The following is a 21,605-nucleotide window of genomic DNA, read 5'->3' as shown; positions in this document are numbered from 1 at the left end:
GCCGTCGAACGGGCCGTCGCAGTGGCGACAAACGGAAGGGGAATGGCGCGTCCCGGGATTCTCCGCGAAGGACTGACGGGTTAACGGTAGCGAAGGGGTTTTAAAGGCGCTTTAAAGGAAAAGGTGAGCGGTTTTGTTAAAATGCTTGGGGGTTTTTATTTTGAAAGTGTCGGCTTCGATTGCCCCCACCTAACCTCCCCCGCTGCGCGGGGGAGGGATTGCCACCACTCTTCCGCCCAAGCACTTACCCCCTCCCCCGCCCAGCGGGGGAGGGTTGGGGTGGGGGCACCGAAGCGGCAACCTCACCTCACCCCGGCCGCCGCAACAACGTGATGCTGATCCGCCGGTTGCTGGGGTCGAGCGGGTCGCTGCTGCCGAAATGGTCGAGGTCGGCGCGGCCTTCGACGCGGACGATGCGGTTGCCGGGAATGCCGCTGGCGAGCAGTTCGCGGCGCGCGGCGTTGGCGCGGTCGCTGGATAGTTCCCAATTGCCGTATTTGGCGTCGGGAGCGTAGCCGAGCGCGTCGGTGTGGCCGGTGATGCCGATGGGATTCGGCACTGAGGCTAGCGCCGAGGCCACCATCCGCATCAGCCGGCGGCCCTGCTCGTTCATCTGGGCCGAGCCGACCTTGAACATCGAGAAGCGCGCCTGATCGGTCAGCTGGACGCGCAAGCCTTCCGGCACTTGCTGGATCACCAGACTGCCCTGCAGGGCGTTGAGGTCCGGCGAGGCGGCGATGCGCTGGCGCAGGTCTCGTTCCAGCGTTTCCAGCGCGACCCGTTCGGTCAACTCGGCGGATTGGCGGTCGAGCAGAGCCTCCAGTTCCGCCCGCGTCGCGGTGGCGCCGGTGGGCGGCGGCTCGGCAGCGGTGGGTTGGGCGGCCGCGGCTTGCGCCGGTTCGGCGGCGGGGCGCAGCAGGTCCACCGGCGGCACCGGGCTGCCGGCCGGATGCGGCATCGGATCCTTGCGGCCGGCCGGCTGGCGGTCGCTGTCGCCGACCGACGCCACGACGGGCGGAGAGGCCACCGGGCTCGCCTGATCACCGGCGGCGTTCGGGGTGGTCAGCGAGCCGGTGCTGTCGACCGAGCGGCCGGCCAGCATGCCGTCGGCGCCGGAGTTGCTCTGCGATACCGCGACCGGGTTGAAGTAATCGGCGATGCCTTTGCGCTGTTCGGTGGTGGTGATGTTCATCAGCCACATCACCAGGAAGAAGGTCATCATCGCCGTCACGAAGTCGGCATAGGCCAGCTTCCAGGTGCCGTTGTGCTCCTCTTCCTCATGGCCGCCGAGATGGCGCTTGACGATGATCGGGGGGAGGGCGGTCTTGCGCGGCATGGCCGGTCACGCCGGCTGGCGGGCGTCGCGGGACTTGGCCTGCGACGACAGGGTGGTGGCGACCTCGACCTCGGCCAGGCTGGGCTGGATGTCGGTGTAGAGCACCTTGCGGGCGTATTCGGCGCAGACCTGCGGCGGGCTGCCGCGCAGATAGGCGCAGAGCGCCGCCTTGATGCAGAAATACATGTTCAGTTCCGATTCGCGGCGCTGGCGGGCGGCGCTGGCGATCGGGCCGACCATGCCGTAGGACAGCAGCACGCCGAGGAAGGTGCCGGTCAGCGCCCCGCCGATCATGCGGCCCAGCACCTCCGGCGCCTCGCTGATCGCGCCCATGGCGTTGATGACGCCCAGCACCGCGGCGACGATGCCCAGCGCCGGCAGGGCGTCGGCGAGGTTCTGCAACGCCTTCGGCACCTGATTCAGTTCGCGGCCCAGCGTGTCCAGCTCCTCCGCCATCAGCGATTCCAGATCGTGCGGGTTGTCCTGCCCCAGCGCGATCAGGCGCAGATAGTCGCAGAGGAAGGTCATGCAGCGCTCGTAGCGCAGCACGTTGGGATACTGGGTGAACAGCGGGCTTTCGGTCGGCTTGTCGATGTCGGCCTCGATCTGCGACATGCCCTTGGACTTGGCGACGCGCAGCAGGCCATAGACCAGGGCGATCATGTCGAGATAGTCGTTCTTGGGCGTGCTCCGCCCGCGGGCGATGGCGCCGACGGCGCGCAGCGTGTCGCGCAGGACCGACGGGCTGTTGGCGATGGCGAAGCCACCGATCCCGGCACCGATGATGATGACGATCTCGACCGGCTGCCACAGCACGGCCATCCGCCCGCCCATCGCATAGAATCCGCCGAGCACGCTGGCGAATACCGCGATCAACCCGAACATCAAGCGCATGTTTCTCTTCTCCGGATGTGCACAGGCCGTCGTGACCGGGGGCGTTGCCCCGACGACGCTACAGGCCGCCGTTTAAAGCGGCTTTACGGATTGCGGCCTGGAGGTCAGGGCTTGCCGCGCCAGTCGCGCGACAGCCGGTCGAGCGCGGCGGCGGCAGCGAGGTCGCGCTCGACCGATTCCGCGCGGAGCGGGCCGTCGGCGGGCGGCGGGGCCAGCGCGTCGAGCAGCCCGGCCCAACGGGTGCCGGCCAGCCGGCCGCGCTGCCGGTCGCCGAGACCGCGCAGCGCCTCGCCGTCACCGGCCAGATAGGCAGACAGGCCCTGCAGGGCCACATCCTCCGCCGTCGGCTCGGCACCGGTCGCGGCCAGCTCGGCAAAGGCCTTGCGGGCGGCCGACCACTCGCCGGCGGCGAACAGCCCCTGGGCGCGCAGCCGCGCCGCCTCCACCCCGTTCAGGCCGCGCAACGCATCGAGCGCTCGCACGGTGTCGCCGTCGCCGAGCAGCGCGTCGGCGCGCAGCAGAGCCCGGCGTTCGGCCAGCGCGGGCTCTAGAGTCGGGCTGCCGGTGCTGGCCAGCACGTCCAGCGCCTCCGCCTCACGTCCGCTGTCGATCAGGGCGCGGGCCAGGGTGGCGCCCAACTCGGCCCGATGCTGGCCGCTGGCGGACTCGGTCAGGGAATGCAGGATGCGGGTGGCCTCCAGCGCGTAGCCGTCGCGCAGCAGCAGGGTAGCGAGCCGCAGGCGCAGCCCGCCATCCGGCCGGTCGGCCAGCGTCACCAGCCGGCCGTGCCGCGCCTGCAGCGCCAATGCATAGAGCCCGCCCGGCGGCGAGCGGTCGAGGCGGTCGAGCACGGCGGCCAGCAGATCGCGCCCGGCCGCCAAGGCATCGCGCCCGCGTGCCGTGGCGCCGAAGCGGCGGCCCAGAAGGCCGAAGATGTCGAGCGCCGCGTCGGTCTTGCCGCTGCGGGCATAGGCGCTGCCGAGGGCGGCCAGCGCGTCGGTTTCGATCTCGTCGCCGCGCCAGGCGAAGCGCAGGGCCTCCAGCGCGGCGATGGCGCCGTCCTCGTCCAGCCGGCCCAGGCTGCGGCGCAGCTCGATGGCGCGCACCTCCGCCCGGCGGGCGAAGGGGCCGCGGCGCAAGGATGCGGCGGCGTCGTAGCGCTCCAGGGCCGCGTCGGGCGTCGCCTTAAGCTCGGCCAGCCGGCCGCGGAAGTAATCGAGCCGCCCGTCGACCATGCCCTTGGAGTCGACGGTGAGCATCTCCAGCACGATCAGGTTCAGGGCGGCGCTGTCCCCGGCTTCGTCCGACGCGGCGGCCAGCGTGGTCAGCAGCCGGCTGCGGAGATCGGCCGGATAGTCGAGGAGGCGGCGCAGGGCGATGGGCAGCCCCTCCTTCGCCGCGGCCCAGCGGGAGGGCGCCAGCGCGACGCTGCGCCAGACATTGTGATCGGCCATGACGCCGGCCGGCAGTTGGACGAACAGATTGTCGTCCGGCGCGTCCTCGCGGTCGAGCGACCGGAAGGCGTCGCCGAGGATGCGCAGGGTATAGCGCTGGTCGGGAGCCGGGGACAGGCTGGCCGCCGTCTCCAGCGCCGCGCGCCCTTCCTCGTCCATGGCACGTGCCAGCAGGAAGCGGACCAGTGCGATCTGCGCGTCGACCCGCGCCCGGCCCTGCGCCGCGCCGACCGCCCGCTGCAACGCCTCGCGGGTGCGGTTGAAATCGTCACCGGCCCAGGCGGCGAGATCCATCGCCCCGATGGGCGGCGGGGCAGGGAGCCTGGGCGGTTCGGCCGCTTGCGGCGCGGGTTTCGAGCTGCGGTCCGGCATGCGCTCCAACTGGCGCAGCGTATCCTCGATGCTGGAGCGGACCTCGCCCTCCAGGCTGGCGACGAGGGGGGCCGGCGGGGATATGCCCTCTCCCGCCCCGGGAGAGGGAGGGGACCCACGAAGTGGGGAGGGTGAGGGGGTTTCCGAACATGGAGCGACTTGATCCTTGCATTCCCCCTCACCCTTCCCAAGCTGCGCTTGGGCCCCTTCCCTCTCCCGGGGCGGGAGAGGGAGATTGGTGGGCGCCGCGTTGGCGGTGCCGATAGGATTCAGCGCTTCAACGACTTGGGCAACACCGATGGTGCTGCCCTGCGGCACCTGCTCCGGCACCATAGCTGTAACCACCGCATCCGGCTGCACCTCCACCGGCCCGCCCTCCGGCGCGCCCGGCTTCACGCCGGGAACCGGCGGGCCGCCGACATCGACGATCAGCATCCGGCGCTCGATGATGCTGGCGACCCGCGCGCCGCAGGGGATCGCCGCGGTCAGGCTGCGCCCGCCATCCGCCGTCACGAAGTCCGACAGGCGGCGGGAGAAGCTGTCGCGCAGGCTGGCGAGCGGCCAGCGCACCGGATCGGGCGTGCTGATGCGCAGAACGCAGCCGTCGACGACCGCCACCGGCTCCAACCCCTTCGGCACGGACAGCACCAGCCGCGAATAATCGCCATGGTCGCCCAGCTGCGCGCGGACGGACGCGGCCTGTGCCGGACCGGACACCGCCAGCAGGGCAAGGACCAGCGTCGAACCAACGGCCAGCGTCGAACCAGTGATCAGTGCGTTATCCGGGTGCCGTTTCATCACAGTAGTCTCGCATTTTATCGAAATGATCGCCAAACCTTACCTAAGACCGGAAATGTGCCGGCCGGGACGGTCCAGGTTGAAACCCGGCTTTAAACTGCATCGTCCAGATTAAGGCGGAGTTCAAAACCGGAGTGTTCGGCGATGGAGAACCAGCTTTACATCGGACTGTCGCGCCAGATGGCGCTGCGGCGGCAGCTGGACGTGGTGGCGAACAATGTCGCCAACATGAATACCGCCGGCTTCCGCGGCGAACGCACCCTGTTCGAAGCGGCGTTGGAGGCCGGCGGGCGCAAGCCGACCGACCGCATCGCCTTCACCATCGACCGGTCGACCTACACCGACCTGCGCGCCGGCGCCTTCACCGAGACCGGCAATCCCTATGACGTGGCGCTGGACGGCGACGGCTTCCTCTCTATGCAATCGCCCGACGGCGTGCGCTACACCCGCGACGGCCGGCTGCGCCGCGATGCCGACGGCACGCTGGTCGGCACCAACGGTTATCCCGTGCTGGACGACGGTAGCCGGCCCATCGTCATCCCGCCGGATTCCAGCACGATCAGCATCGGGTCGGACGGGCTGCTGTCCGCCGACGGCAACGTGATCGCCCGCATCGCCGTCTCGCGCTTCGACAATCCGCAGATGCTGAAGCAGACCGGCGACCTCCTGTTCGAGCCGGGCGAGGGAATGGAGGCGCGTCCCGCCCCCGATACCCGTCTGGTGGAGGGCAAGGTCGAACGGTCCAACGTGCAGGGCATCGTCGAGATCGGCCGCATGATGGACCTGACCCGCGATTATCAGGCAGTGACCAAGATGGTGGACGATGGGCAGGACCTGTTGCGTTCCGCCATCAACCGCCTCGGCAAATCCTCTTAATCTCCGAAGGAGAGAGCGTCCATGCGCGTGCTCAGCATCGCGTCCACCGGCATGATGGCCCAGCAGATGAACGTCGAGGTCATCTCCAACAACATCGCCAACATCAACACCACGGCGTTCAAGCGCTCGCGCGCGGAATTCCAGGACCTGATGTATCAGGCGGAGCGGCGGCAGGGCAGCCAGTCGACCGATTCGGGCACCATCGTGCCGACCGGTGTCGAGGTGGGGCTGGGCGTGCGGCCGACCTCGGTCAACCGCATCAACACCACCGGCAACCTGACCTCCACCGGCAACGAGCTGGATCTGGCGATCGAGGGGCGCGGCTATTTCAACGTGACCCAGCCCGGCGGCGAGACCGTCTACACCCGCGCCGGCAGCTTCAAGCTGTCGCCGGAGGGCACCATCGTCACCGCCGACGGCTTCACCGTCGCCCCCGGCATCACCGTGCCGCAGGGCACGCGCGAGGTGGTGATCAACCGCTCGGGCGAGGTGCTGGCCTATGTCGACGGCCAGAACCAGCCGGTCAACCAGGGCCAGCTGGCGATGACGGTGTTCGTCAACGACTCTGGCCTGGAAGCGTTGGGAGACAACCTGTTCCGCGCCACCCCGGCGTCGGGTGAGCCGCAGGACGGTCTGGCGGGACAGGCCGGCTTCGGCACCATCCGCCAGAAGTACCTGGAATCCTCCAACGTCAACGTGGTGCAGGAAATCACCGAACTGATCTCCGCCCAGCGCGCCTACGAGATGAACGCCAAGGTGATCGAGGCCGGCGACCAGATGGCCTCCACCATGACCAACATGCGGTGACGACCGTGCTGCGATCCCTCCGCCCGCCGCTGGCCGTTCTGCTGCCGGCCGTTCTGCTGCTGGGGGCCGCCCTGGCACTGCCGCTGCAGGCCGCCGCGGGCCCGGTCGAGTCCCGGCTGGCGGAGGAGCTTCTGGCCTCCCTCGGCCCCACGGCGCCGGCCGACGCCCAGGTGGCGGTCACGCTCGGCCGTCCCTTCGACGGCAGGCTGGACGCCGTGCGCGACGTCAGCCTCGATCCCCGCACCGGGACCTTCCAGGCCCGTATCCTCAGCGACGGCCGGATCGTCGAGCTGAACGGCCGGGCCGATGTCGAGGTGACGATGCCGGTGCCAGTCCGCCGCATCCGTCCGGGGGAGATCATCGAGGCGGCCGACCTGACCACCGTGCGCCTGTCGCTGGATCGCGCCGGATCGGGATTCATCTCGTCGGCCGACGCGCTGATCGGCCTGTCGCCGCGCCGCCAGATGCCGGCCGGGCGTCTGATCCAGGTCGGATCGGTGGGCGCACCTATCGTCGTCCAGCGCAACCGGCCGGTCACGCTGGTCTACGAGGATGGCGCCCTGGTTCTGGCGGCGCGCGGCCGCGCCCTGCAGGAGGGCGGCGTCGGCGACATCGTCCGCGTCATGAACATCGCCAGCAGCACCATCGTCACCGGGACCGTCACCGGCGCGGAAACCGTTTCGGTGAACGGCCCGCGCATCCCTCAGCAGCCCGCGCGGCCCTGATCGAGCCTTAAAAGGGAGCTTCCGTCATGCGCACCGCGCTCATCCCCATCCTGCTGCTCTCGGTTGCGACCGGCGGCTGCGCGCGGCTGTCCGATATCGGCAGCGCTCCCACCCTGTCGGAGATCTCCAATCCGGCGATGCAGCCGGAAGCGCGGGTGATCTCGCTGCCGATGCCGCAGCCGACGACGGCCGAGCAGATCCCCAGTTCCCTGTGGCGCACCGGATCGCGCGACTTCTTCCGCGACCCGCGCGCCAAGGCGGTGGGCGACCTGCTGACGGTGGTTATCGACATCTCCGATCAGGCGCAGCTGCGCAACAGCACGCAGCGCGGACGCACCAACAACGAGAAGGCCGGGCTGCCAAACTTCTTCGGGCTGGAAAGCCGCCTTCCCGCCATCCTGCCCGACGCCGTCGACCCGTCGAGCCTTGTCGATCTCGACAGCTCCAGCACGTCGAGCGGCAACGGCACCATCCAGCGCAACGAGCGGATTGCCATGCGCGTCGCCGCCGTCGTGACCCAGGTGCTGCCCAACGGAAACTTCGTGATCGCCGGCCGGCAGGAGGTTCGGGTGAATTACGAGCTGCGCGAGATGCGCATCGCCGGCGTCATCCGTCCCGAAGACATCAGCAACGCCAACACCATCGAATACGACAAGATCGCCGAGGCGCGCATCACCTATGGCGGCCGCGGCCAGATCACCGACGTGCAGCAGCCGCGCTACGGCCAGCAGGTGCTGGACGTGATCCTGCCCTTCTGACATCCGGCTTCACTGGGGAATCCGCACCATGAAAGCCGTCCTGCTGTTCGCCGTGGCCGCCGCGCTCGCCTTTGCCGGCGGCTACGGTTTCGGGCGTCTCAAAGCCCCGCAAGACACCGCGGCCGCCGGCCAGCCCGATGCCGGGGCGGAGGTCGCCGGCGGTCCTTATTATGTGGAGGCCGGCCAGTTGGTCGTGCCGATGCTGGAGCGCGGCCGCACCATCGCCTTCATCCTGACCCAGGTGACCTTGGAGGCGTCCAGCGCCGACGACGCGCTGCTGGTGCGGCGCCGCCTGCCGCATGCGCGCAGCGCCATGCTGGAGGCCTTGTTCGACCTCGCCGGCCATGGCCGCTTCAACGGCCCGTCGGTCGACCCGCAAGGCGTTGCGACCGCCCTGCTGGCCGGCGCCAACGGCACCCTCACCAGCCGGGAGAGCACCCAGCCGGTCCGCGCGGTGCTGATCGACCGCCTGCTGCGCCAGGACAACACGCGGTTGTGATGGATGGAGAGACTCCCTCTCCCGCCCCGGGAGAGGGAAGGGGCCCAAGCGCAGCTTGGGAAGGGTGAGGGGGAGTACAAGGAATCATGCGCCTCCGGTTCCTTGGATCACCCCTCACCCTCCCCACTTCGTGGGTCCCCTCCCTCTCCCGGGACGGGAGAGGGCGTGCCACACCTCACGACGCCGACAGCACCGCTCCCGAATCCACCGTGGCGCCGTTCTTCAGCACGAACTTCGTGGCGCCGTCTGCGCTGCGCACCTCGGCCACCGTGTCGGTGACGACGGTGGCGGTGTTCAGCGCCTTGCCCTCCTTGTCCTTCGCCGTCACCCGCAGCGTGTAGAGGCCGTCGGGGGCGGTGCCGCCGCCCGCGGTCTTGCCGGTCCAGCTGAAGACCTGGCGGCCAGTCTGCAAGGCGCCGGGGGCGCTGTGGACGACATTGCCGGCGCTGTTCAGCACCTCCAGTTTCACAGCAGCCGGCTGGCCGTCCACCGTGTAGGCGGCCTCCGCCTTGCCGCCGGTCAGCGACAGCTGGTTCGACTCCACCTCCACCTTGCGGCCGAGCAGGGCCATGTCCATGCGCATGCCGCTGCTCTTCAGTGTGTCCAGAACCTTGCCCAGCGTGTCGTTGGAGCGCATCGACTGCTCCACCGTGGACAGCTGCGCCAGCTGGGTCATGAACTGCGAGGCGTCCATCGGCGCCAGCGGATCCTGGTTGCGCAGCTGCGCGGTCAGCAGCTTGAGGAAGGATTCGTAATCGACCATGGCCTTCTTCGCCTCTTCTGCGGAGGCAGCGGCGGTTTTCGCGGTCGCGGTGGTGACGCTGGTGCTGGGGGTCGTGGTCATGACGGGAGGAGCTTTCCTGTTCAGACGGTGACGTCGACCAGCCCGTCGATCGGGCGCATCGGTCGTTCCGCGACGGGTTCGGGATTGGCTTCGGATTGGGCCTGGGCGCGCCAGCCGGTGGCGGCGCGGCCCTGGTCGGGAGCGGCGAAGCCGCGCGACTGGCCGTCGTCCTGCAGCGAGAACTGGAGGCTGGCGTTGTCGAGCGACAGGCCGGCATCGCCGAGCGCGCGTTCGAGCTGTTGCAGGTCGCGCCGCAGCAACGCCAGCGTGTCGGCCTGTTCGGCCTGGACGGTCAGCGAGACCTTGCCGTCGCTGACGTCGGCGACCACGCGGATGCGGCCGAGATCGGCCGGGGCGAGGTCGATGTGGAACTCGCCGCCGCCGGTTTCGAGCACGCGGACGAGCGGAGCCGCGAGCTGCGCCATCGCCGGGCTGTGCGCCGTGGCGGCCCGGCCGGATGCGGCTGCGGCGGCGTATTGCGTGGCGGCCTGGGCGGGCAGGGTGGGCAGCGCTTCGAAAGCTGTCGCGGCGGTACCGCTGCCGGCGCTGGCGGTGGACGGTGCGCCGAAAGCGGGGGCCGGTTCGGGGGCGACGGGGGCAGCGGTGGCTTCGGCAGCGGGCTGGGCCGTCCGGGGAGTTGCCGGAATGGCGGCGGGCTGGTCCGCCTTCTCGGTCACATTCGGACGGCCGGTTCCGCGGGTGGCGCGGACCGCGGTCCGGGGATCGGCGCTCTCGTCGCGGCGGCCGGCGCGCCCGTCCGGATCTGCATCGGCGGCGGCGGCCGGGACGGCCATGGCTGCGGTCGGAGCGGGCGTTTCCGCGGGGGCTTGCGTGGTCTGCGGAAAGACGGGTTCGGTCGCGCCCTGGCCGGTGCCGCCCCGGCTGGCGCCGTCGGCGGAGGTTCCGCTCTGTGCCGTGCCCGCAGGCGTTGGGGCGCCGGTGGTGGACGCTTCGGCAGCCAAGGGAACTGCCGCCGTCTGGTCGCCGTTCCGTGCGGCGGAAAGAGCCTGTTGTCCCGCCTGCGGGCCAGCCTCGTCCTGATTGGGCGCCGGAGCGGTCGGCACGGTCTGCTGCGAGGCGGCCGGCTGCGGGGCCGGGGCGGCGGCGACCATCCAGGGCATCAGCGGGGCATCGGTGCTGCCGCCAGGTTGAACCGCCGGCTGGACGACTGCCTGGGTGAACGCGGCCTGGGCGGCGGCGGGGCTGTCCGGCTTCGTCTCCCGGCGTTTGCGCAGACGGTCGGGACGTGTCGCGGCCTCGTTGGACTCGTCCTCCGCGGCGTCGTCCACCAGGCTGGAAAAGTCGCCGTCGCGCGCGTCCTCACTGGCGGAAGCGCCGCGCTGAGACGGGGCGGGACGGGACGGTGCCGCGACGGCATCGGGCATGCTGGTCATGGCGCTCAATTGGTCAGGGTGGGGCGCGGCACGGCGGTGGCGGCGGTGACGGGGATCGTTGCGGGTGCGGCCTTGCGGTCGCCGGGCAGGGCACGGCGCTGCAGGATCAGCCGCGTCACTTCGCGGGCCTTGGCGTCGGCCATCTCGGCCAGGATCGGGGCGGCGCGCCGTTCGGTGATGCGGTCCAGCACGTCGACCACCATGTCGGTTTCCATGTCCGTCAGGATGCGGGCGGCGTCGCGGGGCTTCATCGCCTCGTAGATCGCCACCATGCGCTTCAAGTCTTCCTGCTGCAGGGCGGAGCGCTGGGTCATCAGCGCCTCGACCTCGCGCTTCACGCCGTTCAGCCGCTGGATTTGCGTGCCGACGCGCGCTTCGGTGGCGGCGAGCACCGCTTCGGCCTCGCGCAGGCGGTTCTGGCGGCCGGAGGTGTCGGCCTTCTGCTCGTCTATGGCGGCGCGCAGAAGCGGATCGGTGCAGCTGGGCGGAGCCAGCGCCACGGGCGGCGGAGCTTCTGCGACCGGCGTCGAGACCGGCAGGGGAGCGGGGACCGATGCCGGAGCCGCGGCCGCTTCGGCGGCCTTGGGATCGTTCGTCTTCAGGTCGGTCGCCCACGGGCGTTCATGGGCGCCGAATTCGCGGTCGAACTGTTGCGCGATCACCGGGAAGCCGTCCACCAGGGCGCCGAGCTTCAGCGGCAGGACCATCAGGACGGCGACCAGCGTGATGGGAAGGATGCGCGGAATCATGCCGACGCCTCCGACCCGACGGTGCGCAGCCGCGCGTAGAAGGCATTGGCTGCGGCCTTGGCTGTGCCTGTGGGGGCCGTGCCGGTGGAGGTGGGGGCGGCAGAAGCGGGGGCGGGGGCTTCGGCGTGCTGTCCGGCAACGGCGCGCAGAGCCGTTTCAAGCGCCCGGAACTCGCCCTTGTCGATCTCCGCCGCCGTCAAAGCCGACATGAGCGGCGCGGCGGCTGCCCCGGCGTCTGCCGGCTTCGCGGCGGCTTCGGCGGTATCGGGCATTTCGGTCCGGGCAGGTTTGCGGCCGGCGCGCGCGACGCTCCCCATGGCGCCTTCATCCAGGCGGCGCAGCAGGGCGCGGGCATGCTGGACCGATTCCTCCATGCGGGCGGTGGTGCGCTCGCAGGAGCCCAGGATCAGCGCCATGTCCTCCTTCATGCCCTTGGCGCGGTCGAGGTCGTCGGACAGGCGCGCGGCGATCTCCGTCGCCGAGGCCACCATGCGCTTCATCGAGGCGTCGGTGTCGTCGATCGACTTGGAGAAGGTCGACACCAGGGCGTTGATCTCGGACTGGCCGGTGCGCAGCAGCTTCAGCCGCTTGTTGACGATGACCAGATAGGCGGTCGCCGTGACCAGCATCACCGCCAGGGCCGCGTCAATGAGAAAGGAGACCATCGATCAGCTCCTGCTTGGTGTCGAGATCGGTGTCGATCTTCACCGCAATGTTGTCGTTGCGCTGTCCCATGTGTCCGGCGAACAGCGGGATGGTCTTGCTGAAGACCAGGACGGTCTGATCCGGGCTGATGCGCAGTTTCAGCGACTGGCCCTTCTGCCAGGCCAGAACCTCGCCCAGCGGAACCTTGGTCTCCGCCAGAACGGCGACCAGCTCCAGCTTGGAGCGCATCAGCTCGTTCTTCAGGTGGCTTTCCCACACCGTATCATGGCCGAACTTCTCGCCCATGAACATCTGCACCAGCTTGCCGCGGACCGGTTCCAGCGTGGCATAGGGGATGACGATGTCGATGTGGCCGGTGCGGCGCTCCACCTCCACGGCGATGCGCACGCGGATGATGGCGTTGGTGGCCCGCGTGATGGTGGCGAATTGCGGGTTTACCTCCAGCCGGTCGAAGACGAAATCCACCTGGGCCAGCGGATCGAAGGACTGCCCGAGATCCTGCAGCACCACCTTCATCATCCGCTCGGTCATCTTGCGTTCGATGGAGGTGTAGGCGCGCCCGTCGATCCGCCCCGGCCGCGACCGCCGTCCGCCCAGCAGCACGTCCATCATGCAATAGATCAGCGCGCTGTCGATCGACACCAGCATCTGGTTGTCCCACGGCTCGGCGCGGGCGACGCCGATCAGGGCCGGCAGTTCGATGGCGTCCTGGAAATCGGTGTAGCGCAGCCATTCGATCTTCGACAGCGACGCCTCCACGTTGGTGGACGCAAACTGGCGCAGCGAGGTGTTCAGCATCCGCACCATGCGGTCGAACACCACGTCCAGCATCGGCAGCCGGTCCTTGTTGACCGTGGTCGAACTGACCAGCCGCTGGATGGCGCTCATCTCCGGCCCGCCGCCTTCCGGGGCGCCGAAGTTCAGCAGCCGGTCGATCTCCTCCTGGCTCAGCGTCTTGGTCTCGCCGGACAGGTTGGCCAGCGCCTCGCTCATCGCTTCCGCTGCCGGTGCGGCGGGCGGAGCCGGCGGATCGGCCTGCTGTGTGGCGGCCAGTTCCCACGCGGCGTCGGACCAGTCCGCGGCCTCATCGGGAACGGGCTGGGGAGCGGCCATGGATGGGGCGGTCGGGGCGGGGGTGTCGGTCATCCGGTGCCTCTGGAGGTCGCTATTGCGTGAGCAGGCTGCGCAGCAGGACGTCGGTGACGACCTCCTGCCGGCCGGCGGGATCGGACAGGATCAGGTTGAAGCGGCGCTTGATCTCGCTGCGCAGCCGGTGCAGCCCGGCCGACCCCTCCAAGTCGTCCTGGTCCAGGTTGCGCAGGAACTCCTGCAGGCTGTCGGTGAGCTGCGGCATCGCGCGCTCCAGCCTCTCGCGGTCACGGTGGGCCGCGGTCAGGGACAGGCCGATCTTCAGGAAGCGGGACGGCGTGTCGCGCCGCAGATTGACGACCAGTTCCGGCATGTCGATCACGCCGTCGGCCGGCAGTGCCTCCGTCGCCGCGGGCCACAGCCGGTCCAGCGCCTGCGGGCCGGCGGCCATCCAGTATCCGGTGATCCCGGCGGCCACCACGCCCCCCAGCGCCAACATGCCCGCGGCGAGGCGGGCGAGCGGCAGGGCGATCACCAGGATGCGTCCAGATCCGCGCAGGCGGTTCAGGACTTCGTCCCGGACCGATGCCGTCCCCGCCATGCCAAATCGTGTAATCATCGATCCATCCCGCCGGCGATTGCCGAAAATTTTAGTAAAGCTGGCATTCGGTAAGATTTGAGGCGCTTTGTCTTGGGAGGCTGCGCCGTTTTTTACTCCGCTTAAAAGTCGCCCCGTTAGCGTGAGGGGGTGCGCAGGGCGAAGACTAGGCCCGCCGATTTTCAGAAACTTTAAAGGTGCGGGGAACCGTGGACAGTCTGATCGACACGTTGCGGTCGTTGGGGCGCGGTCGGCTGCTCGTGCTGGCGGGGACCGGGCTCGGCATCGTCCTGGCCGTCGCCGGCATGGCGCTTCTGCTGTCGCAGCCGCACATGACGCCGCTCTACAGCGGTCTGGAACCGGTGGAGGCCGGCCGCATCGCCAAGGCGGTGCAGGAGATGGGCGTGCCGGTGAATGCCGGCTTCGACGGCACGACGATCAGCGTGCCGCAGTCCGAGGTCTCCCGCGTCCGCATGGCGCTGGCGGAAAAGGGCCTGCCCGCCCAGGGCGGCGTCGGCTACGAACTGTTCGACACCGACAAGCCGTTGGGCATCACCAGCTTCATGCAGCGCATCAACCGCCTGCGCGCCATGGAGGGAGAACTCGGCCGCACCATCGAGACACTGGCCGGCGTCGAGGCCGCGCGCGTCCACATCGTCCTGCCGGAGCGCGAGGAGTTCTCGCGCAGCGCGCCGAAGCCGACCGCGTCGGTGGTGGTGCGCATGCGCGGGCGGGCGGCGATGGACCGCAAGCAGGCCCTGTCGATCCGCCATCTCGTCTCCGCCGCCGTGCCGAACCTGAAGCCCAGCGCGGTGACGGTGATGGACTCCTCCGGCGAGCTTCTGCTGACCGAGGATGACGGGCCGGGGCTGGCCTCGGCGCGCACCGACGGCATGCGCGTGGCGGCCGAGACCCGCGTCGCCCGCGCGGTGGAGCAGATGCTGGTCGCCCGGCTCGGCGCCGGCAACGTCCGCGTCCAGGTCGCCGCCGAGGTGGAGACCAAGCGCGAGGTGGTGCGCAGCCAGACCTTCGATCCCAACAGCCAGGTCGTCCGCTCGACCCAGACCGTGCAGGAGCAGGACCGCAGCCAGGACAGCAACGGCGAACCGCCGGTCACCGCCGAACAGAACCTGCCGCAGCGCGACGTGCGCGCCCAGCCCCAGGGGCCGCAATCCTCCAACGACAGCAAGCGGCAGGAGGAGACCGTCAACTACGAGATCTCCAACATCAGCCGCGAGACGGTGATCGAGCCGGGCGACGTCCGCCGCCTCAGCGTCGCCGTGCTGGTCAACGGCACCTGGAAGACCGCCGCCGATGGCACCCGCCAGTACGAGCCGCGCAGCGCGGAAGAACTGCAGCGCCTGACCGAACTGGTCCGCTCCGCCATGGGCTTCAGCGAGGCGCGCGGCGACCGGGTGACGGTGGACAATCTGGAGTTCGTCGATCTGGCGCCCGACCTGACGCCGCGCCCGTTGGGCGACGAGATCGCCGAGACGCTGAGCCGCAACGTCATGACGCTGATCCAGTGGGTGATCCTGCTGGTGCTGTCCGCCCTGGTCATCCTGGTCGGCCTGCGTCCGCTGATCCGCCGCGTCTTCCCGGCGCCCGAACCGGTGGTGGCGGAAGCACCCGCCCCGGCCTTGGCCGCGCCCACAGCGGGCGCCATGCCGCAGCTGACCGGCCCGGCCATGGCCTCGGCCGCCGCGGCCGGCGGCGGCGCGGCGCTGGCCGACGGCGGGGAGGGCGATGCGGCCGCCCTTGCCGCCGCGTCGATGGCGCCGCAGCTGGGCATCGAGGAGACCATGGACCAGCTGATCGAACTGCGCACGGTGGAGGGCCGGGTCCGCGCCTCCTCCATCCGGCGGCTGGGCGAACTGGTCGACCAGTATCCCGACGAGGCCATCGATATCCTGCGCTCCTGGCTCTATGAGGAGGTGGCGTGATGGCCGCCTACCCGCGCTACCGCTTCGACCACGGCTTCGGTGCGCCCATCCCGGCGGCGGAACCGGAGGCGGTGGAGGCGGCCGATCCGCTCGACCTTCCCACCCTGTCGGAGCGCGAGCATCAGGATGCCCTTGCGCGAGCCCGCGCGAGTGCGCTGGCCGAGGGGCTCGCCCAAGGCCGGGCCGAGGGCGAGCGTGCCGCCGCCCGCAGGATCGAGGCGGAGCTTGCCGCCACCCTGGACCGGCTGGCGCAGCGGATGGCGGCGCTCGATGCCGACCATGCCGCCCTGATGGAACGGCTGGAGGCCCAGGGCGCCTTCGTGCTGGTGGCGCTGGTCCGCCGGATGGTGCCGCAGCTGCTCGATCATGTGGCGCGCGGGGAGGTGGAGCGGCTTGCCGCCGACGCCCTGCGCGCCGCCGGCCAGTCCCCGGTCCTCACCCTGCGCCTGCACCCGTCGCTCTGTCCCCCGCTGGAAGAACGGCTGGCCGTGCAGACCCTCTTCCGCGGCCGCATCGACATCCAGGGCGATCCGGCGCTCGCCGTCGGCGCTTTGGAAGCGAGCTGGGGCGCCGGCTCCGTCCGCCGCGACCCTGCTGCCTTCGAGGCCGCCGTCGCATCACTCGCCGACCGTGCCGTCGCCGCCCTGCTGCCGGCGCTGTCCCCCGACATGACCTAAACGATCCGAAGCGAGAACCCTCATGCCTCCTTTGAACCTCGACATGCTCGACGACGATCCCAAGCAGGCTGAAAAGGCTGTCGAAAAGACCTTCGATGGCCCGATGAACGCCATCTATAACGTTCCGGTCGACGTGCAGGTCGTGCTGGGCCGCACCAGCATGCTGGTGGCGCAGCTTCTGAAGCTCGGCCGCGGCGCGGTGCTGGAACTGGAGCGCAAGGTGGACGAACCGGTGGAGGTGCTGGTCAACCACCGCCTCGTCGCGCGCGGCGAAGTGGTGATCGTCGAGGACCAGCGGCTGGGCGTCACCCTGACCGAGATCGTGCGGACGGAGCTGGAGATCGACTGAGGGGCGTTAGACCCCCACCTAACCTCCCCCGCTGAGCGGGGGAGGGACTGCCGCTAGAGCACCGACAAAGCTCCTGTCTCCCTCCCCTGCAAAGCGGGGGAGGGTCGGGGTGGGGGCATTCGAAGCCGACACCTCCACTCCTCCCGAAAGCCCCCATGCGTCTCCGTACCCTCATCCTCCTCGCCCTGATCCTTGCCGCCGGCCCTGCCGCGGCGGCGCCGCTTGACCTCGATCTCGGTGCGCTGGGGTCGATGGCGGACGGGGCGAGCCTGTCGGGGCGGATCGTCCAGGGCATCGTGCTGCTGACGGTGCTCAGCGTGGCGCCGGGGCTGCTGATCATGGTGACCTGCTTCACCCGGATCATCGTCGTGCTGTCGCTGCTGCGCTCCGCCCTCGGCCTGCAGCAGTCGCCGCCGAACATGGTGCTGGTCAGCCTCGCCATGTTCCTGACCTTCCACATCATGGGGCCGACGATGGACAGCGCCTGGCAGGAGGGGTTGCGCCCGCTGCTGAACGAGCAGGTGACGCAGGAGCAGGGGCTGGAGCGTATGATCGAGCCGTTCCGCGGCTTCATGGCCTCCCATGTCCGCGAACGCGACCTTGCCGCCTTCGCCGCCTTCACCGCCAAGCCGAAGCCGGCCGGCGAGGACTCCGCACCGGCGGGGCCAACGGAGAGGGACGCGCGGCCGGTGACAGCGGAGAGCGTCGATCTCAGGCTGCTGATGCCGGCCTTCCTGCTGTCGGAGCTGCGCCGCGCCTTCGAGATCGGTTTCCTGCTGTTCCTGCCCTTCCTGGTGATCGATATGGTCGTGGCGGCGATCCTGATGGCGATGGGCATGATGATGCTGCCGCCGGTGATGATCGCGCTGCCCTTCAAGATCATCTTCTTCGTGCTGACCGACGGCTGGTTCCTGATCGCCGGCAGCCTGATCCGCTCCTACGGGGTGTGAGGATGGACGAGTCCTCCGCCATTCCCGCCGGACCGCCGGCCAGTCTCGCCGACAGCATTCTGGCGCTCGCCCGGCGCCGCGGTGCTGCCGTGCCGGAGGACGGATCGATCGCCGGGGTGCTCGCCGCCATCGATCCCAACCCGTTGATCCCGCATCCGCTGCTGCTGGTGGCCGGCGCGGTGATGGCGGTCGCTTTCCGCCACGACCGCGCGCTGGCCCTGCCGCCGGCCGACGGACCCGACGCACCGTCATCTTCCGCAGCCTCCGCCGACCTTTCCTTCTGAGGTGCCGCCATGGGAACGCCGATCAAGATCCGTGAGAATTACAAGAGCCTGAGCGGCGTCGAGAAAAGCGCCGTCATCTTCCTGGCGCTGGGCGAGGAGCGCGGCTCGCGGCTGATGGAGCGGCTGGACGAGGACGAGATTCGCCTCGTCAGCCGGTCGATGGCCACGCTCGGCAACGTCACCTCCAATCTGGTGGAGACGCTGATGCGCATCTTCACCGAACGCTTCGCCAACGCCGGATCGGTCGTCGGCTCCTACGACAGCACGGAGCGGATGCTGAACCGCTTCCTGCCGGCCGACCGCGTGACGGAGATCATGGGCGAGATCCGCGGTCCCGCCGGCCGCACCATGTGGGAGAAGATGTCCAACGTGAACGAGGGGGTGCTCGCCAGCTACCTTGCCGGCGAATATCCCCAGACGGCCGCGGTCATCCTGTCCAAGATGCGCCCCGACCATGCCGCCAAGGTGCTGGTGCTGCTGCCTCCGGCCATCCGTACCGAGGTGATCGAGCGCATGATCCAGATCGAATCGGTCCAGCGCGAGGTGCTGCTCGACATCGAATCGATCCTGCACAACGAGTTCATGGCGAATTACGCCCGCACCCACGGCAACGATTCGCTGGAGCGGATGGCCGACATCTTCAACCGCATCGACCGCGAGACGCTGACCGAGATCTTCGACGACCTGGAAACGGTGATGCCGGAGCCGACCCAGCGCATCAAGCAGCTGATGTTCACCTTCGAGGATTTGATGCGGCTGGATCGCGTCTCGCTGCAGGCGGTGATCCGCCGCTGCGACACCGGCCAGCTCGCCATTGCGCTGAAGGGCGCACCCGTGGCGCAGCGCGACCATTTCCTGTCGGTCCTGTCGGAACGCGCCCGCATGATCCTGCTGGACGAGATCGAGAACATGGGCCCCTTGCGCATGCGCGACGTCAACGACGCCCAGGCCGAGATCGTCCGTACCGCCAAGGCGATGGCCGACGACGGCACCATCATCATCCCGCAATCCGACGACGTCGACACGGTGGTCTATTGAGCGGGGCGCGCCGGATGGGAAGTTCCTGAATGGCCGGGCGTGACCTCGTTCCCCGGCAGGTGCCGCCACCCGCCCTGCTGGCGGCGCGCTTCGCCGCGATGCCGGCCGCCATGCCCGCCGCGTCGGGGGATGCCGGCGACGGGTCTGGAGACGGCTCCGAGGCCGGGCCGCTGGTGCGGCGGCTGCTCGACCTGCTCGACACGCTGGCGCCGGCCGACGCGGCTTTGGCACGGGGATGCCTGCCGCGTTGCGATTCAACCTTCGGCGCCGGGCTCGCCCTGTTCCTTGCGGCGACGGCCGGCGGCTGCCGCGACTGGATCAGCGCCGATGCTGCGGACGAACTGTCGGACCTTGACGGCGGATTGCTGATCGACGAGTGCGAGCGGGCGCTGGCCGCGCGCTTCCAGCCAGTCGAAGGGCGGGTGTGGCGGTTGTCGCACGTGCCGCTGCTGGACGGCGACGACGGGCTGCTGTGCGCGGTCGGGATCGAAGACGGGCCGTCCGACCGCGTTACCCTGGTGCTTCAAGCACGGCCGCAGCGGCTGGGACCGGTGCAGCTGATGGCGACGCTGGGCGGGCGCCGGCTGGACGTGACACTGCGGCTGGCGGCCGGACTGCCGTCGTCGGCGCTGGCCGATCTGCATGAGACTTTCAGCGCCGCCCTGGCCGATTGCCGGATCGACGGCGCGCTGACCGTCGGCCCGCTGGCCGACGCCTGGCTGGGGCTGGACCGGCCGCTTTCGTCCGATATCGCCCTTTGATCGAATCCCCTCTCCCCGCTGTCAAATCTCAGCCGACGGCCTGACCAGAGTCGGCGCTGACTGTACCGGTGCCGAAGTCGCCCCCGGAGCGGGGAGTGGCGGCGGCAGAGTTTGCAGCGATGCGCGGGCGGCCTCGCGCAGAGGGGTGAAGCCGTCTTCCGGGAAGCGGCGAATCAGCGTCCGATAGGATGCACGCGCGACCTCCGGGCAGCCCAGGATCCGGAACTGGTCGCCCTGGCGCAGCAGTGCCACGGCCTCGTCGGTCTTCGGATGGCCGGCGATGGAGGACGCCACCGCATACCACCGGTCGTAGGCCGACCACAGGTCGCGCACGGAATCGCCGTCGCACTTGCCGACGGTGATCGCTTTTTCAAGGGCTTGCCGGTAGTCGCTGTCGGGGGCCTGCGACACCTGCGCACAACCGGCGAGGGCGAGCAGGCAAGCAGTGGCTGCGGCCGCCGGAATGACGGACGCCTTCGTTCCGGACATGGAACCTCCTCAAACGCGGATGCCCGGCGACCGTAGGGCAACAGGGTTAAACCAGCGTTCATGTTTGTAAGCGCCGGCTTTCGCCTTCTTCACTACCGTTAACCATAGACGTCGAACGAATTAATGATTGCTTGTGGCGATCACTGCAGAATCAACTCGGATTTCAAAGTAAAACCGCGGATGAATAAAAATTTATCTGGTATTTAGTCGTATGAAACCCTTAAAACGGCGTAAAACGTTACCCCCGGCTATGTCTATCCGGGTACCTCATTTTGTTGACACATCGCCTTTCGATAGGTTCTTTTGGGGCTGTGATAAGCATGTGACATGAACGCAATTGCGTAAAAAACAATGCTTTATCTGCGCTTGCTCGACCATGGAGAATCCAATGCAGGCTTTGCTGATTGAGCCAGCCGATCTGATTGCCGATGCCATCGGCAAGCAACTTGCCCTGTGCAAGGTTAACCATGACCGCGTGGACCTGAATGGCCTGCGCGAACTGGTGGGCGGACATGGCTCCGTCGAGATCGGACATGACGCCATCATCATCGGCGATGTCGGCGATACCGAAGCCTGCGTGGCGATGCTCCGGGCCCGCAACGTCACCGCCGCGATCATCTGCCTGATCGAGCGCCGTTGCGCCAACACCACCGCCGGCATCCTGCGGGCCGGTGCGGACGACGTGCTGGTGAAGCCGGTGGTCAGCACCGAGATCCGCGCCCGGCTGGAGGCGATCCGCCGCCGGTCCTACGGGCTGACCAGCAACGCGGTGTCGGTCGGCCGGCTGACCGTCTTCCTCGACGGGCGCGACCCGGAGGTGGATGGAGAACGGCTGCGCCTCAGCCAGCGGGAACATGCGATCCTGTCGGTGCTCGCCCTCAACCACCGCCGCGTGGTGTCGAAGGAGCATATCTACGAGGAGGTCTACGGCCTGTCCGGCTCCGACCCGCTCGACAAGGTGATCGACGTCTACATCTGCAAGCTGCGCAAGAAGATCGACATGGCGACCGGCGGCGGCCGCTACATCGAGACGGTCTATGGCCGCGGCTACAAGTTCGAGGCACCGCCCGACCATGTCGCTCCCGACCGCGCCAAGCTGATGCTGGACCGCTGGTCGAGCGCCGGCGGGCTGGCCGGCCCCCGCGTGCCCTTCATCCCGCCGGTGGCGCCGCGCGCCGCGGCCCGTGTGGTCGGGCGCTGACAGCGCCTGAATCGCTCCGTCATTCCGTCCGTCCCAAAGCGTCCGATTTTTTAC

The 21,605-nt window shown here is 69.2% G+C and carries 23 protein-coding genes; 13 read left to right on the top strand and 10 right to left on the bottom strand.

All coding sequences use genetic code 11. The features are described 5' to 3' along the window. Nucleotides 1-307: 307 nt before the first annotated feature. The 3 genes from J2Y49_RS28150 to J2Y49_RS28140 form a co-directional block, all read right to left on the bottom strand. Nucleotides 308-1,336, bottom strand: a complete 1,029-nt coding sequence (locus J2Y49_RS28150; protein WP_310118716.1) for a flagellar motor protein MotB — start codon at nucleotides 1,334-1,336, stop codon at nucleotides 308-310. A 6-nt stretch (nucleotides 1,337-1,342) separates the two neighbouring features. Continuing rightward, on the bottom strand, nucleotides 1,343-2,230 hold the full coding sequence (gene motA, locus J2Y49_RS28145; RefSeq protein ID WP_310118715.1) for a flagellar motor stator protein MotA: 888 nt from the start codon (nucleotides 2,228-2,230) through the stop codon (nucleotides 1,343-1,345). Between the two features lie 104 nt (nucleotides 2,231-2,334). After that, nucleotides 2,335-4,854 (bottom strand): hypothetical protein, encoded by a 2,520-nt coding sequence (locus J2Y49_RS28140; protein ID WP_310118714.1) that lies wholly within the window; start codon nucleotides 4,852-4,854, stop codon nucleotides 2,335-2,337. A 144-nt stretch (nucleotides 4,855-4,998) separates the two neighbouring features. Between J2Y49_RS28140 and flgF the strand changes: the two genes are divergently transcribed. Genes flgF through J2Y49_RS28115 form a run of 5 tightly spaced genes read left to right on the top strand, consistent with a single transcriptional unit; the run spans nucleotide 4,999 to nucleotide 8,519 of the window. Beyond that, a complete protein-coding gene (gene flgF / locus J2Y49_RS28135) occupies nucleotides 4,999-5,730 on the top strand; it encodes a flagellar basal-body rod protein FlgF (protein ID WP_310118713.1) in 732 nt (243 codons plus the stop codon). Nucleotides 5,731-5,751: 21 nt separating this feature from the next. Then, complete coding sequence (flgG, locus tag J2Y49_RS28130) at nucleotides 5,752-6,537, top strand: flagellar basal-body rod protein FlgG (protein ID WP_149228389.1); 786 nt, start codon at nucleotides 5,752-5,754, stop codon at nucleotides 6,535-6,537. 5 nt (nucleotides 6,538-6,542) lie between these two features. Beyond that, complete coding sequence (gene flgA, locus J2Y49_RS28125; protein ID WP_310118712.1) at nucleotides 6,543-7,262, top strand: flagellar basal body P-ring formation chaperone FlgA; 720 nt, start codon at nucleotides 6,543-6,545, stop codon at nucleotides 7,260-7,262. Nucleotides 7,263-7,288: 26 nt separating this feature from the next. Beyond that, on the top strand, nucleotides 7,289-8,020 hold the full coding sequence (flgH, locus tag J2Y49_RS28120; protein WP_310118711.1) for a flagellar basal body L-ring protein FlgH: 732 nt from the start codon (nucleotides 7,289-7,291) through the stop codon (nucleotides 8,018-8,020). 28 nt (nucleotides 8,021-8,048) lie between these two features. After that, the gene (locus tag J2Y49_RS28115) at nucleotides 8,049-8,519 is read left to right on the top strand and encodes a hypothetical protein (protein ID WP_310118709.1); all 471 of its coding nucleotides are present in this window, start codon (nucleotides 8,049-8,051) and stop codon (nucleotides 8,517-8,519) included. Nucleotides 8,520-8,694: 175 nt separating this feature from the next. On the opposite strand, the gene J2Y49_RS28110 is transcribed toward J2Y49_RS28115, so the two are convergent. The 6 genes from J2Y49_RS28110 to fliL are packed head-to-tail and all read right to left on the bottom strand — an operon-like array spanning nucleotide 8,695 to nucleotide 13,880. Next, nucleotides 8,695-9,363, bottom strand: coding sequence for a flagellar hook assembly protein FlgD (locus J2Y49_RS28110; protein ID WP_310118708.1), 669 nt, complete (start codon nucleotides 9,361-9,363; stop codon nucleotides 8,695-8,697). 20 nt (nucleotides 9,364-9,383) lie between these two features. Further along, nucleotides 9,384-10,757, bottom strand: a complete 1,374-nt coding sequence (locus tag J2Y49_RS28105; RefSeq protein WP_310118707.1) for a flagellar hook-length control protein FliK — start codon at nucleotides 10,755-10,757, stop codon at nucleotides 9,384-9,386. 5 nt (nucleotides 10,758-10,762) lie between these two features. After that, nucleotides 10,763-11,506, bottom strand: a complete 744-nt coding sequence (locus J2Y49_RS28100; RefSeq protein WP_310118706.1) for a magnesium transporter MgtE N-terminal domain-containing protein — start codon at nucleotides 11,504-11,506, stop codon at nucleotides 10,763-10,765. Continuing rightward, a complete protein-coding gene (locus J2Y49_RS28095) occupies nucleotides 11,503-12,171 on the bottom strand; it encodes a DUF6468 domain-containing protein (protein WP_310118704.1) in 669 nt (222 codons plus the stop codon). Before J2Y49_RS28095 ends, J2Y49_RS28100 begins: the two co-directional genes overlap by 4 nt. Further along, nucleotides 12,152-13,318, bottom strand: a complete 1,167-nt coding sequence (gene fliM / locus J2Y49_RS28090; protein ID WP_310118703.1) for a flagellar motor switch protein FliM — start codon at nucleotides 13,316-13,318, stop codon at nucleotides 12,152-12,154. Before fliM ends, J2Y49_RS28095 begins: the two co-directional genes overlap by 20 nt. 19 nt (nucleotides 13,319-13,337) lie before the next feature. Continuing rightward, the gene (gene fliL / locus J2Y49_RS28085) at nucleotides 13,338-13,880 is read right to left on the bottom strand and encodes a flagellar basal body-associated FliL family protein (protein ID WP_310118702.1); all 543 of its coding nucleotides are present in this window, start codon (nucleotides 13,878-13,880) and stop codon (nucleotides 13,338-13,340) included. A 188-nt stretch (nucleotides 13,881-14,068) separates the two neighbouring features. Between fliL and fliF the strand changes: the two genes are divergently transcribed. From fliF to J2Y49_RS28050, 7 genes are all read left to right on the top strand, one after another. After that, nucleotides 14,069-15,802, top strand: a complete 1,734-nt coding sequence (gene fliF / locus J2Y49_RS28080; RefSeq protein WP_310118701.1) for a flagellar basal-body MS-ring/collar protein FliF — start codon at nucleotides 14,069-14,071, stop codon at nucleotides 15,800-15,802. Further along, nucleotides 15,802-16,479 (top strand): flagellar assembly protein FliH, encoded by a 678-nt coding sequence (locus J2Y49_RS28075; RefSeq protein WP_310118699.1) that lies wholly within the window; start codon nucleotides 15,802-15,804, stop codon nucleotides 16,477-16,479. The genes fliF and J2Y49_RS28075 overlap by 1 nt, the downstream gene beginning before the upstream one ends. Before the next feature lie 22 nt (nucleotides 16,480-16,501). Continuing rightward, on the top strand, nucleotides 16,502-16,828 hold the full coding sequence (gene fliN, locus J2Y49_RS28070; RefSeq protein ID WP_310118698.1) for a flagellar motor switch protein FliN: 327 nt from the start codon (nucleotides 16,502-16,504) through the stop codon (nucleotides 16,826-16,828). A 155-nt stretch (nucleotides 16,829-16,983) separates the two neighbouring features. Then, complete coding sequence (gene fliP / locus J2Y49_RS28065) at nucleotides 16,984-17,778, top strand: flagellar type III secretion system pore protein FliP (protein WP_310118697.1); 795 nt, start codon at nucleotides 16,984-16,986, stop codon at nucleotides 17,776-17,778. A 2-nt stretch (nucleotides 17,779-17,780) separates the two neighbouring features. Continuing rightward, complete coding sequence (locus J2Y49_RS28060; protein ID WP_310118695.1) at nucleotides 17,781-18,062, top strand: hypothetical protein; 282 nt, start codon at nucleotides 17,781-17,783, stop codon at nucleotides 18,060-18,062. 9 nt (nucleotides 18,063-18,071) lie between these two features. Next, the gene (locus J2Y49_RS28055) at nucleotides 18,072-19,100 is read left to right on the top strand and encodes a flagellar motor switch protein FliG (protein WP_310118694.1); all 1,029 of its coding nucleotides are present in this window, start codon (nucleotides 18,072-18,074) and stop codon (nucleotides 19,098-19,100) included. Nucleotides 19,101-19,129: 29 nt separating this feature from the next. After that, nucleotides 19,130-19,861 (top strand): hypothetical protein, encoded by a 732-nt coding sequence (locus tag J2Y49_RS28050; RefSeq protein WP_310118693.1) that lies wholly within the window; start codon nucleotides 19,130-19,132, stop codon nucleotides 19,859-19,861. A gap of 21 nt (nucleotides 19,862-19,882) precedes the next feature. On the opposite strand, the gene J2Y49_RS28045 is transcribed toward J2Y49_RS28050, so the two are convergent. Further along, entirely contained in the window at nucleotides 19,883-20,350 is a 468-nt protein-coding gene (locus tag J2Y49_RS28045) for a hypothetical protein (RefSeq protein ID WP_310118692.1), read from the bottom strand. A 388-nt stretch (nucleotides 20,351-20,738) separates the two neighbouring features. Between J2Y49_RS28045 and J2Y49_RS28040 the strand changes: the two genes are divergently transcribed. After that, nucleotides 20,739-21,551 carry a response regulator transcription factor gene (locus J2Y49_RS28040; protein WP_310118691.1) on the top strand — a complete coding sequence of 271 codons (813 nt, stop codon included), beginning with the start codon at nucleotides 20,739-20,741 and terminating at the stop codon, nucleotides 21,549-21,551. Nucleotides 21,552-21,605: the final 54 nt, after the last annotated feature.

The sequence above is a fragment of the Azospirillum sp. BE72 genome (assembly GCF_031455875.1).
Taxonomy (GTDB): domain Bacteria; phylum Pseudomonadota; class Alphaproteobacteria; order Azospirillales; family Azospirillaceae; genus Azospirillum.
This window is presented reverse-complemented; position numbering and strand designations above follow the sequence as displayed.

Excerpts from the sequence above, each read along its gene's own strand:
- flgH (WP_310118711.1), top strand. The coding sequence starts at position 7,289 with ATGCGCACCGCGCTCATCCCCATCCTGCTGCTCTCGGTTGCGACCGGC.
- flgG (WP_149228389.1), top strand. The coding sequence starts at position 5,752 with ATGCGCGTGCTCAGCATCGCGTCCACCGGCATGATGGCCCAGCAGATG.
- J2Y49_RS28110 (WP_310118708.1), bottom strand. The coding sequence starts at position 9,363 with ATGACCACGACCCCCAGCACCAGCGTCACCACCGCGACCGCGAAAACC.
- J2Y49_RS28060 (WP_310118695.1), top strand. The coding sequence starts at position 17,781 with ATGGACGAGTCCTCCGCCATTCCCGCCGGACCGCCGGCCAGTCTCGCC.
- J2Y49_RS28045 (WP_310118692.1), bottom strand. The coding sequence starts at position 20,350 with ATGTCCGGAACGAAGGCGTCCGTCATTCCGGCGGCCGCAGCCACTGCT.
- J2Y49_RS28050 (WP_310118693.1), top strand. The coding sequence starts at position 19,130 with ATGGCCGGGCGTGACCTCGTTCCCCGGCAGGTGCCGCCACCCGCCCTG.
- J2Y49_RS28095 (WP_310118704.1), bottom strand. The coding sequence starts at position 12,171 with ATGGTCTCCTTTCTCATTGACGCGGCCCTGGCGGTGATGCTGGTCACG.
- J2Y49_RS28105 (WP_310118707.1), bottom strand. The coding sequence starts at position 10,757 with ATGACCAGCATGCCCGATGCCGTCGCGGCACCGTCCCGTCCCGCCCCG.
- J2Y49_RS28100 (WP_310118706.1), bottom strand. The coding sequence starts at position 11,506 with ATGATTCCGCGCATCCTTCCCATCACGCTGGTCGCCGTCCTGATGGTC.
- J2Y49_RS28150 (WP_310118716.1), bottom strand. The coding sequence starts at position 1,336 with ATGCCGCGCAAGACCGCCCTCCCCCCGATCATCGTCAAGCGCCATCTC.
- J2Y49_RS28140 (WP_310118714.1), bottom strand. The coding sequence starts at position 4,854 with ATGAAACGGCACCCGGATAACGCACTGATCACTGGTTCGACGCTGGCC.
- fliP (WP_310118697.1), top strand. The coding sequence starts at position 16,984 with ATGCGTCTCCGTACCCTCATCCTCCTCGCCCTGATCCTTGCCGCCGGC.
- J2Y49_RS28055 (WP_310118694.1), top strand. The coding sequence starts at position 18,072 with ATGGGAACGCCGATCAAGATCCGTGAGAATTACAAGAGCCTGAGCGGC.
- motA (WP_310118715.1), bottom strand. The coding sequence starts at position 2,230 with ATGCGCTTGATGTTCGGGTTGATCGCGGTATTCGCCAGCGTGCTCGGC.
- J2Y49_RS28075 (WP_310118699.1), top strand. The coding sequence starts at position 15,802 with ATGGCCGCCTACCCGCGCTACCGCTTCGACCACGGCTTCGGTGCGCCC.
- fliM (WP_310118703.1), bottom strand. The coding sequence starts at position 13,318 with ATGACCGACACCCCCGCCCCGACCGCCCCATCCATGGCCGCTCCCCAG.
- J2Y49_RS28115 (WP_310118709.1), top strand. The coding sequence starts at position 8,049 with ATGAAAGCCGTCCTGCTGTTCGCCGTGGCCGCCGCGCTCGCCTTTGCC.
- J2Y49_RS28040 (WP_310118691.1), top strand. The coding sequence starts at position 20,739 with ATGCAGGCTTTGCTGATTGAGCCAGCCGATCTGATTGCCGATGCCATC.
- flgF (WP_310118713.1), top strand. The coding sequence starts at position 4,999 with ATGGAGAACCAGCTTTACATCGGACTGTCGCGCCAGATGGCGCTGCGG.
- fliL (WP_310118702.1), bottom strand. The coding sequence starts at position 13,880 with ATGATTACACGATTTGGCATGGCGGGGACGGCATCGGTCCGGGACGAA.
- fliN (WP_310118698.1), top strand. The coding sequence starts at position 16,502 with ATGCCTCCTTTGAACCTCGACATGCTCGACGACGATCCCAAGCAGGCT.